At 68.6% G+C, this 14,161-nt stretch carries 15 protein-coding genes; 9 read left to right on the top strand and 6 right to left on the bottom strand.

Annotation, left to right across the window (positions count from 1 at the left end; genetic code table 11):
• Positions 1-22: 22 nt before the first annotated feature.
• Both FLW16_RS00380 and FLW16_RS00375 read left to right on the top strand, forming a co-directional pair.
• Positions 23-877 carry a sensor histidine kinase gene (locus FLW16_RS00380; protein WP_142556475.1) on the top strand — a complete coding sequence of 285 codons (855 nt, stop codon included), beginning with the start codon at positions 23-25 and terminating at the stop codon, positions 875-877.
• Complete coding sequence (locus FLW16_RS00375; protein ID WP_142556474.1) at positions 874-1,548, top strand: response regulator transcription factor; 675 nt, start codon at positions 874-876, stop codon at positions 1,546-1,548. The genes FLW16_RS00380 and FLW16_RS00375 overlap by 4 nt, the downstream gene beginning before the upstream one ends.
• Before the next feature lie 61 nt (positions 1,549-1,609).
• On the opposite strand, the gene FLW16_RS00370 is transcribed toward FLW16_RS00375, so the two are convergent.
• On the bottom strand, positions 1,610-3,379 hold the full coding sequence (locus FLW16_RS00370; protein ID WP_142556473.1) for an ABC transporter ATP-binding protein: 1,770 nt from the start codon (positions 3,377-3,379) through the stop codon (positions 1,610-1,612).
• A gap of 554 nt (positions 3,380-3,933) precedes the next feature.
• Between FLW16_RS00370 and FLW16_RS00365 the strand changes: the two genes are divergently transcribed.
• The 4 genes from FLW16_RS00365 to FLW16_RS00350 all read left to right on the top strand — a co-directional run bounded on the left by FLW16_RS00365 (position 3,934) and on the right by FLW16_RS00350 (position 6,682).
• Complete coding sequence (locus tag FLW16_RS00365) at positions 3,934-4,059, top strand: lasso RiPP family leader peptide-containing protein (RefSeq protein WP_142556472.1); 126 nt, start codon at positions 3,934-3,936, stop codon at positions 4,057-4,059.
• A gap of 102 nt (positions 4,060-4,161) precedes the next feature.
• Entirely contained in the window at positions 4,162-5,952 is a 1,791-nt protein-coding gene (locus FLW16_RS00360) for an asparagine synthase-related protein (RefSeq protein WP_142556471.1), read from the top strand.
• A gap of 38 nt (positions 5,953-5,990) precedes the next feature.
• Entirely contained in the window at positions 5,991-6,263 is a 273-nt protein-coding gene (locus FLW16_RS00355; RefSeq protein ID WP_185949186.1) for a PqqD family peptide modification chaperone, read from the top strand.
• Between the two features lie 5 nt (positions 6,264-6,268).
• A complete protein-coding gene (locus tag FLW16_RS00350; protein WP_221890826.1) occupies positions 6,269-6,682 on the top strand; it encodes a lasso peptide biosynthesis B2 protein in 414 nt (137 codons plus the stop codon).
• 140 nt (positions 6,683-6,822) lie between these two features.
• Here FLW16_RS00350 and FLW16_RS00345 read toward each other — a convergent pair whose 3' ends face one another.
• The gene (locus FLW16_RS00345; RefSeq protein ID WP_142556469.1) at positions 6,823-7,971 is read right to left on the bottom strand and encodes a lipase family protein; all 1,149 of its coding nucleotides are present in this window, start codon (positions 7,969-7,971) and stop codon (positions 6,823-6,825) included.
• 131 nt (positions 7,972-8,102) lie between these two features.
• Here FLW16_RS00345 and FLW16_RS00340 point away from each other — a divergent pair, with 131 nt between their 5' ends.
• Entirely contained in the window at positions 8,103-8,681 is a 579-nt protein-coding gene (locus tag FLW16_RS00340) for a hypothetical protein (RefSeq protein WP_185949185.1), read from the top strand.
• A 22-nt stretch (positions 8,682-8,703) separates the two neighbouring features.
• On the opposite strand, the gene FLW16_RS00335 is transcribed toward FLW16_RS00340, so the two are convergent.
• Complete coding sequence (locus FLW16_RS00335) at positions 8,704-9,663, bottom strand: LysR family transcriptional regulator (protein ID WP_142556468.1); 960 nt, start codon at positions 9,661-9,663, stop codon at positions 8,704-8,706.
• Positions 9,664-9,766: 103 nt separating this feature from the next.
• On the opposite strand from FLW16_RS00335, the gene FLW16_RS00330 reads away from it, so the two are divergent.
• Positions 9,767-10,057 carry a hypothetical protein gene (locus FLW16_RS00330; protein WP_142556467.1) on the top strand — a complete coding sequence of 97 codons (291 nt, stop codon included), beginning with the start codon at positions 9,767-9,769 and terminating at the stop codon, positions 10,055-10,057.
• A gap of 151 nt (positions 10,058-10,208) precedes the next feature.
• On the opposite strand, the gene FLW16_RS00325 is transcribed toward FLW16_RS00330, so the two are convergent.
• On the bottom strand, positions 10,209-10,385 hold the full coding sequence (locus FLW16_RS00325; RefSeq protein ID WP_260614717.1) for a hypothetical protein: 177 nt from the start codon (positions 10,383-10,385) through the stop codon (positions 10,209-10,211).
• A 43-nt stretch (positions 10,386-10,428) separates the two neighbouring features.
• Here FLW16_RS00325 and map point away from each other — a divergent pair, with 43 nt between their 5' ends.
• Positions 10,429-11,277 (top strand): type I methionyl aminopeptidase, encoded by an 849-nt coding sequence (map, locus tag FLW16_RS00320; RefSeq protein ID WP_142556466.1) that lies wholly within the window; start codon positions 10,429-10,431, stop codon positions 11,275-11,277.
• Positions 11,278-11,442: 165 nt separating this feature from the next.
• On the opposite strand, the gene FLW16_RS00315 is transcribed toward map, so the two are convergent.
• Positions 11,443-13,437 carry a bifunctional copper resistance protein CopD/cytochrome c oxidase assembly protein gene (locus FLW16_RS00315; protein WP_260614716.1) on the bottom strand — a complete coding sequence of 665 codons (1,995 nt, stop codon included), beginning with the start codon at positions 13,435-13,437 and terminating at the stop codon, positions 11,443-11,445.
• Complete coding sequence (locus FLW16_RS00310) at positions 13,434-14,012, bottom strand: copper resistance CopC family protein (protein ID WP_142556465.1); 579 nt, start codon at positions 14,010-14,012, stop codon at positions 13,434-13,436. Before FLW16_RS00310 ends, FLW16_RS00315 begins: the two co-directional genes overlap by 4 nt.
• Between the last annotated feature and the right edge of the window lie 149 nt (positions 14,013-14,161).

Here is a 14,161-nt window from a genome sequence, read left to right as displayed (position 1 = left end):
AGCGAGTCCTTAGACTTGGGGGATGGGGCCGGGTCAGGCACTTCCGAAGCGCAGTCGGCGAGTCTGGCCACTGGCCATCGCCGTCCTCGTCGTGCTCCTGCTTGCTCTTCTCGCGGTCGGCCGCGGAGGTACCGCCGCGGTCGTCCTCCCGGTCGTCATCGCCGCGCTGGCGTTGACGGTCACCGTGTGGGCGCTGTTTCACGCACGCCGGCAGCGGATCGCGTACGAAGCGCGCCTGACGGCATGGGCCGGCGAACGCGCGGCACAGGCCGAACGACTCCGCATCGCTCGCGAGTTGCACGACATCGTCTCCCACGGCCTTGGCCTGATCACTGTCCGGGCGAGCGCGGCACGCTATCCCGGCGCGGAGGATGACAGCTTCGCGGCGCTGTCGGACATCGAGCGCATCGGACGGCAGACCACGACGGAGCTACGCCGGATGCTCAACGTGCTGCGTGACTCGACCGGCACGACCGCACCTCTGCGGCCCGCGGAATCCCTTCACGACCTGCCGGCCATCATCGAGGATGCCGAGAGGGCAGGCCCGACCGTCACTCTCAGGGTCGGCGAGATCGATGACATCAGCTCCGGGGCGCAACTCACGGTCTGCTCCATCGTGCGTGAGGCCCTCACGAACACCGCTCGGCATGCCGGACCCACAAGCGTGAACGTGCACGTGCGCCGCGACGGCGACTGGGTGGTCACGAGCGTATGGGACGAAGGCCCTGTGGACGGATGGACACCTCACCCTGGAGCCGGGCATGGGATCGAGGGGCTCAGGGAGCGCGTCGCCGCCATCGGCGGGACCTTTCGAGCCGAGCACGTCGAGAACGGGTTTCGCGTCACCGCCCGAATTCCCGAGGCTCGGACGTCATGAGTGACCGCGAAATCCCGATTCGCATCGTCATCGCCGATGACCAGCCGTTGCTGCGTCACAGCCTGGCCGCCGTCATCAACGCCAATCACGACATGACGGTGGTCGGCGAGGCGGGCACAGGCGATGAGGTGGTCGAGTTCACCGCTGAGCTCCATCCCGACGTCGTGCTGATGGACATCCGAATGCCGGGCACAGATGGAATCGCAGCCACCCGCCGCATAATGGCCGCCCCAGGCACTGAGTCGGTGAAGGTCATCGTTCTCACGATGTTCGAGCTCGACGAGTATGTCCGCGCCGCCCTGCAAGCCGGCGCCAGCGGCTTTCTCCTCAAGGATGCCCACCCGGACGAACTCCTCGACGCGATTCGCCGAACGCATCAGGGCGAGTCACTGTTCGCCCCGAGTGTCCTTACACGCCTGATCGAGGCCTACATCGCCCAGCCGGCAGTCGTGAAGCCGGGGAGCCTGGACGGTCTCACCGAACGGGAGACCGAGGTCCTCACCCTGGTCGGCCGCGGGCTCTCCAACGACGAGATCGCGACGAGGCTCACGATCTCGATCAAAACCGTCAAGACCCACATCGGCAACCTGCTGAGCAAGCTCCAGGCACGAGATCGCGCGCACCTCGTCATCGCGGCCTACGAGAGCAACCTCGTCCAGTCGACACGTTGAACACGCGCCTAGGCGTCTTGCGATCGAACACGTGCAGCCACCCGCGAACCGGCGCACGCGTTCACTCGACAAGGAGCTGATTACGGGCGAGCTCCCGGTACAGCGGGTTCTCCTTCATCAGGTCATCATGGCTGCCTTGCGCCGACACACGGCCCTCGTCCAAGACGATGATGGAATCGGCGTCTCGCACGGTCGCGAGGCGATGAGCCACGATCACGAGAGTGCAGTTGTCCGCCGCCGACGCGATCGCCCGGCGGACGAGCATCTCGGTTCGTCCATCGAGATTCGCCGTCGACTCGTCGAGGAGGAGGAGCCGGGGCCGTGCGAGAAGCGCGCGTCCGACGGCAAGCCGCTGACGCTCTCCACCCGACAGGGTGGCGCCGAACTCCCCGACCGGAGTGTCCAATCTCGTGGTCGAGACCCGAATCCTCTCTCCGAGCTCCAGGGCGTCCAGGACGTCCCAGCAGTCGGCGTCCGTGGCCTTCGGCGCGATGAGCGTGAGATTCTCGCGGATCGTCCCCGGTAATACCGGCGAGTCCTGCTCGACGTACGCAACGCGGTCACGCACGAGTTCGTGAGGAAGACCTGCGATGTCCACGCCGTCGATGAGGATTTGACCGGAAGTCGCATCGTAGAAGCGCACGATCAAGCTGAGGGCGGTGGTCTTGCCCGCTCCCGAAGGGCCGACCAGAGCGACTCGCTGACCGGGATCGATATGAAAGGACACATCCGAGAGCGCGCCCCGCCGCGAGGAGCCGTTCACGGCCGCGGCCCGATAATCGAAGGTGACGTTCCTGAACGTGACGCTCGCCGCTCCTGCGCGCCCCTTGGACGTGCACGTGACCCCGTGATCGTCGGACTCGCTCGGCAGCTCGGTGATCTCCCGAATGCGATCGATCGCACCCATCGAGGAGCCCAGGGACCCCAAGGCGGAGAAGATCTGTCCGAGCGGGGCGATCAGCAGAAAAACGTACATGAGGAACGACACCAGGTCGCCGATGGCGAGTTGACCGGCCGCGACCCTGAGGCCGCCGACCCCCAGCACCATCAGGACAGCGGCCTGCATGGTCAGGAGCGACATCGGTTCCAGGAGCGCTGTGATCCTTGCGACCTTCAACCCCGCCTTGCGCGCGTCATCGGCGGTGCGGATGATGGCCCGCTCTTCGGGATCGGTCACATTCCCGGCGCGAATCGTCCTGATGCCGACAATCGCCCTGCTCAGCGCCGAGGTGAGCTGACCGACGCTTTCCTGCAGTTCGCGACTCGCCTTCTTGACGCCCAGCGACATCCCAGTCGTGAGTATCGCGAAAATTGCGGCTATCCCCAGCGTCAGCCCGAAGAGTGAGGCATCGAGCAGCAGCAGTGCGGCCAGCGCGCCCACCATGGTGACGATTCCGCCGGCACTCGCGAGGACCCCTTGGGTCAATGCCAGGCGAATGACTGTCGTGTCGTTGGAGACGCGAGACACCAAGTCGCCGCTTCGGCGCTCGTCGAACTCACGGATCGGCAGCCGCAGCAACGAACGGATCAGCTTCCGCCGGGCGTTGAAAACAATGCCCTCCCCCATGCGGTAGAGGAGATATTGCTGCAGCGCGCTGAGAAGTCCTACGGCCAGGAGGATCGCGCATGCCAGCAGAACATGCGGGATCAGAGACGTCCCGCCGGAGCCGCCGACCTCCTTCACCAGACGGTTCACGACAACGGGAAGCAGCAACGACGCGGCGGCTCCCAGCAGGCTGACGACGATCCCGGCTGCGAGAAGTCCGCCATTGCCCCTCAGAAGACCCAGCAGCGCACGGAGCGACGAACGGGCTCCATCGCCACGTCGCATGTCACACCATCCAATCACGATTCAACGTCCGAGCGGAAGAACAAGATCACGGGTGGTCGCGCGACATCCGGAGGTCTACGACCTCGGTCTTTCGGCCCGATCGCATGGAAGACCCAGCACGACATGAGGCGCCAAGAGGCCGGCGGAAGAATGATTTCGGACTATCACAGGGAGTCTGCCGCAGACAATGTGACCGATCTCTCATTGCGAGGCGGATTGAGAAAGATGCATACCGTCATCAGAACCGCCGTCGCATCATGTCAATAAGCACTCCGCTCCGAGTCAAGGGGGATGACAGATAGTGGAGCGCATGGTATTCGCGCGCACATCCTCATTCTTCTAGGGCCCGGGCTGTCGAAAGCAGAAAAAAATATCGAGGCCGTCATCGGACATCTCATCGCGAATCTGGCCGCTTCTCCGCCGGCGTGTTAGCGTGACCCCACGGCCCGCAGGCTTGGGGCAGAGAACAACAACTGCCGCCTATTGCGGGGGCCAGTAGGCGCTGACTGCGCCTATCTTGTGGTACCAGTTCTATTAGGAAGGAGGTGAGAGACATGGCTAAGCAGTCTTACGTCGCTCCGGTCCTGGAGGAGATTGGCGGGTTCCGTGAAGTGACAAACGGCTACCCGTGGTGGGACTACCGCGACCTCTTCGGTGGGCACACCTTCATCTCCCCGTGAGTCCGGTGTGCGGGTGAGGTGATTCATTTCACCTCACCCGCGCATTCGCCTGGTCGGCTCGCCGAGGACGCAACTGGAACTCCAATGGTTGGGTGACGTCACGTGAAGTTTCTGGCTTTACCGGACCGAGACCTCGATCACCACATCGCCGGCCGTCTCGGCTGGGATGTCGAGCCGGATGTCGTCCGGCATCCTTCGGGAAGGCCCTGGATCCTCACGGATGATCTGTCGGACTGGGCGGTCCGGGACCTGGCGGACGGAACGAGGATCGCCGTTCCCGAAGCGAACAGCGCCCCTGTCGTCGCGGCCGAAGTCGACGGCCTCTCGACGAGCGCACGCGTCGACGACATCGCTAAGAGCCTGACGTTACACAGCTTCCTCCTTGTCTCAGCCAACGGGCAGCAGCGTCTGCAAGGCTCGTTGAGCACGCAGAGGCAGCTGTTCTGGGGCATCGTCCACGGTGTCGCGCTGGCCTCCAACAGCCCGCGTGTGCTGAGGGAGATGACACAGCCCCAGGTCGATGAGACGTGGCTTGCACTCTCCCTGGTGAAGGCACTGCCCATCCACGCGTTCGCTCCGCGAACACCGTGGCTTGGCCTGTGCTCGCTGGGCATCGGCGAGTGGTTGCGGATCGACGCGCGGGGGTCGGCTCGGCCAGTGCGATGGTGGGCTCCTCCGGCTTCGGGCGAAGACTTCGCGTCGTCGGCCGACGCTGTTCGCGCGTCGCTCCGTGAAGCGGCCGGCGGAGCGATACACAGCGGCGCCAGGCGCGTCAGTGCGGACCTGTCCGGCGGCCTGGACTCGACGAGCCTCTGTTTCCTGCTCGCGGACCTGGACGTGGAATTCACGACCTACAGAACGTCGTCCATGAGCTCATGGAATGACGAGACGACCCGTGCCCGCGAGGTTGCCCGAGACCTCCGGCTGCCCCTGCACGAGTTCCCGCCGCTGGCCGAACAGAGCACGGCGTTCGACCTGGATCCCGACCCGAGCCCGGCCTCCATCGCCGAAGGTCCTCTTGTCTGGGCCGCCTCCCGCGGCTACCTCGACCTCCTGGCGGACGAGGTCTGCCGGACCGGGGCTCACGTTCACTTCACCGGCCTCGGCGGCGACGAACTCTTCGACGTGGTTCCCGGCTTGTTCCGGGCTCTGTGGCGCGAGAATGCCGTGGCGGCCTTGAGGCGTATGCGCAGATTCCAACTCACGCAGAAGCAGCGTCTTGTTCCGCTTCTCAGGGGCGCGTCATCCCGGGAGAGCTATCAGAGCTATTTTCTGCGTGTCGCTGCCTCGATCGCACACGATGCCCCCTCGCGGCCCGAGGACGCGTACTCCTGGTTTCCACCGGTGGTTCTCCCCCGTTGGATCACGACCAAGGCGAGAAACCTTATCGTTCGGGCGTTCTCCGAGGCGGCCACGTCGGTGCCCGAGCCCTTGGGCCGCGACCCGCTCGCACACCAGACCGTGGAGTCGGTCGCTTTTCAAGGCAAGATACTCCGGCAGTTCTCCGAGGTGTACAGCCAGTACGACATTCGCTGGTGCGCGCCCTTCACCGACAGCCGCGTCGTGCGCGCGGTGCTCCGCGCTCCAGCATCCGCCCGGATCAGCGACTCTGTCGACAAGCCGCTGCTGGCGGCCACGATGAACGGAATCGCGCCAAGCGGCTTCTACGACAAGAGAGGCCGGGGAGACTTCACCTCGGATATCTACGCCGAGCATCGAGCCCGCCGGGACAAGCTCCTCGTCGAGTTCAAGGACAGCCGTCTGGTGGAGCGCGACCTCGTTCAGCGAGATTTGATCGAGCCGATTCTGGCTGAACCAGCGGCATCCGACATCGGGCTACTTGAACTTGAGAAGTTGGTCACCGCGGAGCGATGGCTGCGTGGAGTCGATTGATCGCCCGTCTCCATCTTCACGACAAATAAGGGAACATCGTGGCTATCCAATTGAACAAGGGAATTGTGCTCCAGGAAGTCGACGGGCAAGCGATCCTGGTCGGGACCGGGCGTAAAGCGGCCTACTGGCGCATCAACGGCACCGCACTTCTGATGCTGAAACGCCTGCTCGACGGCGACACAGCCACCGAAGTGGTCGAGTCGATCGCTCAAACTCATGACATCGATCGCTTGCGGGTGAAAGCCGACATCGACCAGTTGGTCGCGGCTCTTGTCGAGGCGCGCCTCATTCGCGCCGACTCTTCGGACTGATCACGTTGGAAACGGTCCATCCGGTCAAGTACCGGGCTCAAGCGCGCCTGGCCATCACCGTCGCGCGGCTGTTGATCCTGCTTTCCCCAGATCGTCTTGCCGCCGTGCTGACGCGCCTTTGCCGAGGCGCCGCTCACGCGTCGGCGACGGAGGCCGGTGAAGCGCGGAACGTGGTGTGCGCGCTGAGCCCGCGCTGCACCGGGCAGGGATGCCTCCAACGTTCGGTGGCCGTCGTGATCTTGTGCCGCCTCCGGGGAAGCGCCCCCGACTGGCGCGCCGGATTCGCGATGCACCCGTTCACCGCTCACGCCTGGGTGGAGGTGGATGGCCGGCCGGTGGGAGAGCCCGAGAAGGTATCGGCCTACACGGTCGTTCACGCGTCTCACGTCCGGCCGAGTCGGGCGAGGTCCCGGTCGTGACGTGAGGAACAGGATATCCCCGACGCTCCGGTTCAAGGTTTCCCTGACGGCTCATCACCGTGCCGATGATCCGACCCGCCGACGGGAGCACCGCGACGACGAACCCACGCTCAGCCTGCCCGCGTCGCTGCCCGTCGTCGTCAGCAGTTCGGGATCGCGGGGAGACCGGCGACGCGGGTGGCCAGCCAGGCGACCGCCAGCGGGGCGCCCTCGACCGCGCCGAGCACGTGGCTACCGGCCGGCAGGCCGGTCCACAGGACGTTAGCGCCCTGAGCGCAGTACTCCTTCCGCAGGGTCTTGCCCACCTCGTACGGGATGATCTCGTCGCCCTTGGCGTGGTAGAGGAACAACGGCACCCGCGGCGCGGACGCGCCGAGGCGGTTCTCGGCGAGGCGGGCCCGCCAGTCCGGCAGGTTCATCACGTCGGCCGTGGTGAACTCCGCCAGCCGCCGCCCGCCGAATTTGGTGCGCAGGTCGCTCACACAGTCGTCACGGGCGTCGCCGAACAGCGCCGCGCCCTCGGGGGTCAGGTAGCCGTCCAGGTGCAGCTCGGGATAGGCGGCGTCCAGCCCGATGCCGGCGGCCGCGGCGAGCCCGAAGTCGCCGGTGCCGTCCAGGTGGTCGGCCACGGCCCGCAGGTCGGCCGGCACCCCGCCCGCCGCGACGCCCTTGAGCCGCAGCTCGGGCGCGTACGACGGCTGGAGCTGGGCGGCCCAGGCCGCCGACGACCCGCCCTGCGAGTAGCCCATGACCACGACGGGAGCGCTGCCGGACAGGTTCGCGCCCGGCACCCGCGTCGCCGCCCTGATCGAGTCGAGCACGGCGTGCCCCTGCGACAGGCCCGCCATGTACGTGTGGTCGCCCGGCGTGCCGAGACCCTCGTAGTCGGTCATCGCGACGGCCCAGCCCTTGAGCAGCATCAGGCTCACGATGGCGAGCTCGGCCTCGGTGCCGTTCGCCATGGCGGCCGACGGGGCGCACTGGTCGCCCATGCCGTGCGTGCCGACCGCGTACCCGGCGATGGGCCGCCTGCCGAGGGGATACGGGGAGTCGGGCACGAGCAGGGTGCCCGAGACGACGTTCGGCTCTCCGGTGGCGGAGGTGGACCGGTAGCGGAGGTGCCAGGCCTTCACCGGCACCTCCAGCAACTTGCCTGGCACGAGGTAGACCGTCGTACGGCTCGCGTCGACGACGTCCCCGGCGGAGGTCGCGCGTGCGGTGCCGCCCAGTGCGGGCAGCAGGAGGAGAGCCCCGATCATGGACAGGGTGGCACGAACGCGAAGCTTCATAAAGCCGCCTTCCGGCTGTTGGATCACGTTCCAGGATCGGCGCCGTGGGCTGATCGTTACCTGGCAGTAACGGTGTGTCAAGGACCCAATTGGCGGGACTTCACGCGCTCATGTCAGGCACCATGACGGTCATGGACGCCGCATCGGTGAACCTGTTGCGCGAGGTGCTCGCCTCCACCGGATGGCTCGAACGCACCCGGGAGCTCGGCCTGGCCCTGCGGGCCACCCGGTCGCCCGGGGGGCTCCTCGTCGTCGGCACCCCCGAGGACGAGCCGTGGCACGTCACCGCCCACCTCGCGGACGAGGCCCGGCTGTCGGGGCTCGCCCAGCTCTCCCCCACGCTCGTCCGCTGGGCGCCGCCGCCGGGCGCGCCCGCCCACCTGCGGGTCGGGATGGAGCGCCTGCGGACCGCGGGCAGGGGCGAGACGCTCTTCGTGGTCGCCGAGCAACGGGCCCCCGTGCCCCTGCTCGAGCGCGTGGACGACGCCCGCCGCACCGGCGCCACGATCCTCGCCGTCGACGGCGGCGACCCCGAGTTGGAGGCCCTGGCCCACGACGCGATCGCCGTGCCCGCCGAGGGGGCCGCCTTGAGCTTCGACGCGGCGCAGCACCTGGTGAGCAGCGCCGCCGGGGAGGTGCGGCGGCTCGGCCTGCGGGAGCGCCTCGCCCGCCTGGCCGAACGGATCACCGGCCCCCACGTGAGCGACTGAGGGGGCCGGCGTCCGGCGGCGGTCAGGACGCGGGCGAGCCGAGCGGCGCGCGGCTGAGCTCGCGTACCCGCCGGTCCACCGCCTCGGCCGCCTCGCGCAGCACCTCGATCACCACGGCCTGCATCGGGTCGGGCTCCCCCGACGTCGTACGGCTCACCCGGGTCAGCGCCTCGATCCTGCGGCTGCCCACGCCGCGGATGCCGGTGACGACCACCTCGCCCGGCGGCACGTCGAGCAGCGCCAGCGACGGCACGATCGCCACTCCGTGCCCCGCCGACACCAGCCCGAGCACCGGCGGGAACTCCGCGATCAGGTGCACGCGGCGCGGGACGAACCCGTGGAGCTGGGCGAGCCGTTCGAGCGCCTGCCCGCACGCCTGGTCCGGCACTCCGGCCACCCACGGCAGGTCCACGAGGTCGGCGACGGTGGCGGGCACCTCGTCCCACGACGGCGGGGCGACGATGCGGTACTCGTCGTCGTGGAGGCGGTGCCGGGACATCGACGGCAGCGACGCGGCCGGCTGGCTCATGTCGCGTTCGGTCACGACCAGGTCCACGCCGCCGAGGCGCAGCTCCTGCACCGCGCCCGGCCCGAACAGCTCGTGGATGACGGGCGTGATCCGCGGGTGCCGTACGGCCAGCTCGCGCAGCGCGGGGACGAGTAGATGCCGGATCACGGTGGGGAACGCCGCGATCGTGACCGGCCCGGACAGCCGCTCGGCGAAGCGGTTGAGCTCGTGCCTCGCCTCGGCGAGCTGCTCCTCGATGCGCTCGGCGTACGCCGCCAGGACCCGCCCGGCCGGGGTCAGCGTGACCCTGCGCTGCGACCGGTCGAACAGCGCGAGGCCGACCTCCCGCTCGAGCTGGGCCAGCTGCTGTGAGACGGCCGAGGGCGTGAGGTGCAGCGCCTGCGCGGCCTTCATGACGCCGCCTCTGCGGGACACCTCGTGCAGGATCCGCAGTCGCCGCGGGTCGATATCCATGCAGCAGATCTTACGTTCGAGTTAAGAATCCTTCACTTGCTCTTCATTCTCCGGGGGCAGATCATCGAGGCATGAGCATTTCCATGGACGGCGAACCGTCCTGATGTCCACCTTCATCACGATCATCGGCACCGCGGGCGCCGTCGTCCTCCTGTTCGCGTACGCGATGGTGTCGTCCGGCAGGATGTCCGCGGACGGGCTGCCCTACCAGCTGCTCAACTTCGGCGGTGCGGCCACCTTGATGATCAACAGCGCGTACCACTCGGCCTGGCCCTCGGCGATCCTCAACCTGGTGTGGAGCGGCATCGGCGTGTGGACGCTCGGGCGGCTCGTCGCCCGCCGCGCGACGGCCCGACGGCACGCGGCAGAGCCCGCCCCGGCCCCCGCACGATGAGACAGGGCGCGCTGAGCCAGGGCGCGCTGAGCCAGGGCGCGCTGAGCCGGGCCGCTGAGCCAGGGCACGCTGACCCTCCGGGGGTCGCGACAGGGAGAACCCAACCGGGCCCGGGGAGAGCTACCGGAGGGCCGGGGATGGGCTCAGGGGGTCAGTCGTCCCAATCCTTGTCCTGCTCCCTCCAGCGCTCGTTGCGCTCGGCCGCCGTCTGCAGGGCGTGGGCGGCGGCGTCGCGGGAGTCGTAGGGACCCAGCCGGTCCTTGTTCGGGCAGCCCTTCTCGGGCTCGACGCTCATGTGCTTCAGGCAGAACCACCATTGATCGCTCACGTCCTTAATCGTGCCCCCTTGACGCGCAACTAGACTTGGCCGCATGACCACGCTGCTCCGCCCCGGGCGAATCTCGCCCATCCGTAAGGTTCCCGCCCACATCCCCCGGCCCGAGTACGTGGGGAAGGCCGAGCCCAAGAAGGGCGACAGCGACATCCAGACCTCCGAGACCATCGAGAAGATGCGGATCGCGGGCCGGATCGCCGCGCAGGCGCTCGAGGAGGTCGGCAAGCACGTCGCCCCCGGCGTGACGACCGACGAACTCGACCGCATCGGGCACGAGTTCCTCTGCGACCACGGCGCCTACCCCTCGACGCTCGGCTACCGCGGCTACCCGAAGTCGCTGTGCACCTCGATCAACGAGGTGATCTGCCACGGCATCCCGGACGACACCGTGCTGCGCGACGGCGACATCGTCAACGTGGACATCACCGCCTACATCGGCGGCGTGCACGGCGACACCGACGCCACCTTCCTGGTCGGGGAGGTCGACGAGGAGTCCCGCCTGCTGGTCGAGCGGACCCACGAGGCGATGATGCGGGCGATCAAGGCGGTCGCGCCGGGCCGCCAGCTCAACATCGTCGGCCGGGTGATCGAGGCGTACGCCAAGCGCTTCGGCTACGGCGTCGTCCGCGACTTCACCGGGCACGGCATCGCGACCTCGTTCCACTCCGGGCTCATCGTCCCCCACTACGACGACCCCTCGCTGTCGGTGACCCTGGTGCCGGGGATGACGTTCACGATCGAGCCGATGCTCACTCTCGGCACGATCGACTACGAGATCTGGCCCGACAAGTGGACCGCGGTGACCAAGGACCGCAAGCGGACCGCGCAGTTCGAGCACACGATCGTGGTGACCGAGACGGGTCACGAGATCCTCACCCTGCCGTAGGAGCTCCGGAGCGGCGCCGTGGCGCTTCGCCGGTGCTCCGGCGAGGCGCCGCGTGGTTTCCGCGAGGCGTCGCGTGGTCTCCGTGAGGCGTCGCGTGGGTTCCGCCAGGCCGCGGGTCTCGGCGGGAGACGATCGCCGGCGGCACGGACCACCGGCGCGGGCGGCCTACTCGACGGCCCTGTCGCGCCTGTTCAACTTCGCCAGGTAGTCGTTGTAGGCGTCCAGCTCCGCGTCTCCGGTGCCGCCGGACTTGGCCGCCGCGGCGTCGGCCCGGCGGTCGGCCCGGCGCGCGACGCGTTCGTCGTCGCGCCACCACTGGAAGCCGAGCGCGAGCAGCACGATCAGCGTGGGGATCTCACCGAAGGCCCAGGCGATTCCGCCGCCGGCCTGCTGGTCGGTCAGCGAGGAGGCGCCCCAGGTGCGCCCGAGCTGGTCGTAGTAACCGGCCGCGAGCACCGTGCCCATGCTCATCAGAGCGATCCCGAAGAACGCGTGGAACGGCATGGTCACCATGAGCAGCAGCAGCCGCCCGACGTGGGGCAGCTTGTGCGGCGCCGGATCCACGCCGATGATCACCCAGAAGAACAGAGATCCGCTCAGCAGGAAGTGCACGGTCATCGCGATGTGACCGAGGTGCTCCTCCATGGCGGCGGCGAACAACGGGGTGAAGTACAGGGCGAACGTCGACACCACGAAGATCGCGGTCGCGATCGCGGGGTGGCTGACGAACTTCAGGACCCTGCTGTGCAGGATCACCGTGATCCACTCGCGTGGTCCCCGGTCGCCCCGGCGGGCGGCGGGCTTGAGCGCGCGCAGCGCCAGCGTGACCGGCGCGCCGAGCACCAGGAAGATCGGGACCAGCATCGACAGGATCATGTGCTCGGTCATGTGCACGCTGAACAGCACGGGCGAGTAACGCGCCACGCCGCTCTGCGTGCTGAGGACGAGGATGACGACGCCGAGGTACCAGCTGACCGTGCGGCCCCGCGGCCACCGGTCGCCCCGGCGGGCCAGTCGCACGACGCCCGCGCCGTACAGACCGGCCATGACGACGGCGAGCACGGCGAAGAACAGGTCGAACCACCACAGCGTCAGCAGGTTCGCGAGCGTCACCGGCGGCGGAACCAGGTAGCCGAGCAGCTCGTAGGCCCGGTCGACCGGCGTGTCGACGGGCGGCGGGGCGGTCCGCGACAGCGCCACGGCCAGGCCGATCGTCGCCGCCATCAGCAGGACCTCGCCGAGGGCGAGGCGGAGGAAGGCGTGCGGCTCCCCCGCCGACAGCCTCGGCAGCGTACGGCCGCGGTGACGCCAGCCGACGAACCCGAGCACGGCGAACGCGACGATCTTGGCCAGCAGGAGCAGGCCGTAGTTCGAGGTGAACAGCTCGCCGACCGAGGTGAGGCGCGAGGCGGCGGCGGCGAGCCCGGAGACGCCGACCCCGGCGAAGCACCACAGCGCCATCCGGGAGAAGCGCGCGGCGGCGACGTCCAGGAGCGGCCGCCCGCGCAGCGCGTGCACGGAGACCACCCCGAGACCGCCCACCCACAGGGCCAGGAAGAGCAGGTGCATGGCCACCGAGGTGGTGGCCAGCCCGTGGTTGGGCGAGGAGGAGGAGTGCCCGGTGAGCGCGGGCGGCAGCAGCGTCACGAGCGCGAAGACCAGCAGCCCCCCGGCGGCGCCCGCCGTGATCGCGCCCCGGGCGAACAGCGCGATGGCGACGGCGAACAGCACGACCAGGGTCAGCGCGATGCCCTGCGGCACCTGGCTGGCGTAGCTGGTGAGCTCGTTGCCTGCGAGGATCTGCCCCACCGGCGCGCCGAGGGTCTCCGACAGGCTGAAGACGAGCGCCACCGCCGCGGCGACCGCCAAGGCCAGCGCGGACCACGACGCGCCCTTCACGTAACTTTGCGCCTGCTTGCCGAGCAGGCCCTTGTCGTTGGGCAGGAAGGCCGCGGCCGCGGCCAGCAGCCCGACGGTCAGGACGCCGGAGACGTCCATCGCGAGCTTCGACAGCGGCAGCATCCAGCGAGTCAGGGTGCCCTCGTCGGGCAGGCCGGGGATGATCCGCGGCGTCGCGGCGCCGCCGAGCACCATCGCGATGACGAGTGCGCCGACGGCCGCGCAGAGCGCCGCGGCGGTCAGGCGCACCGCCCTGTTCACGGCTTCTTCCGCAGGCTCAGGAACATCCCGATGCCGACGCCGGCGATCCCGAAGATCACCGCCCAGATCCACCCGGGAACGCCTCTCTGCCCGCCGTCATCGGCCTGCGCCGCAGGTGCCAGTGCCGTCGCGGGCGCGGCGGCCGCCGGCGCGGACGAGGAGGAGGTGTCGCCGGGAGCGGCGGCCGAGGTCGCCGCCCCCACGGACTGGTCGCCGACCACGGTGAACGGGATCTCCCCCTCGAGCGGATGCCCGTCGGGAGAGACCACGCGCCAGGCGATCGTGTAGCGACCCGGGGGAACAGGCTCGGTCACCGCCTCGGTGACCTTGGGCCCGTCGACGACCGGGTCGCCTTTCTCATAGCGCTTGCCGTCCTCGCCGCGGACGATCACGACCGGGAACTGAACGGAGTCCGCGAACTCGAGCGTGACCTTTTGCAAGGTCTTGACCTGGGCGTTCTTCTGCGGGTCGCTACTCTTGAGCGAGGTGTGCGCCTGAGCCGGCAGGGCAGGCGCGGCACACAGCAGGAGAGCCGCCACAAGCGCGGCGAAGGCGGCGAGGAAGGGTCTCTTCATGGCACCTCCCAGGCTACCGACGCGGGGGTCCGGTCCATACCTCGCATCGGGAGACTGGGGATAACCCGAGGACACGCCTGATCACGCCGCGGCCTCCACACCGCCACTCGGTGCGGCGGGCGGCCATGGGCCGATCGATCCGCCCGCGG

Source organism: Microbispora sp. KK1-11, assembly GCF_006874435.1.
Classification (GTDB): domain Bacteria; phylum Actinomycetota; class Actinomycetes; order Streptosporangiales; family Streptosporangiaceae; genus Microbispora; species Microbispora catharanthi.
The sequence above is the reverse complement of the archived record's forward strand: the minus strand, read 5'-3'. Positions and strand labels throughout refer to the sequence as shown.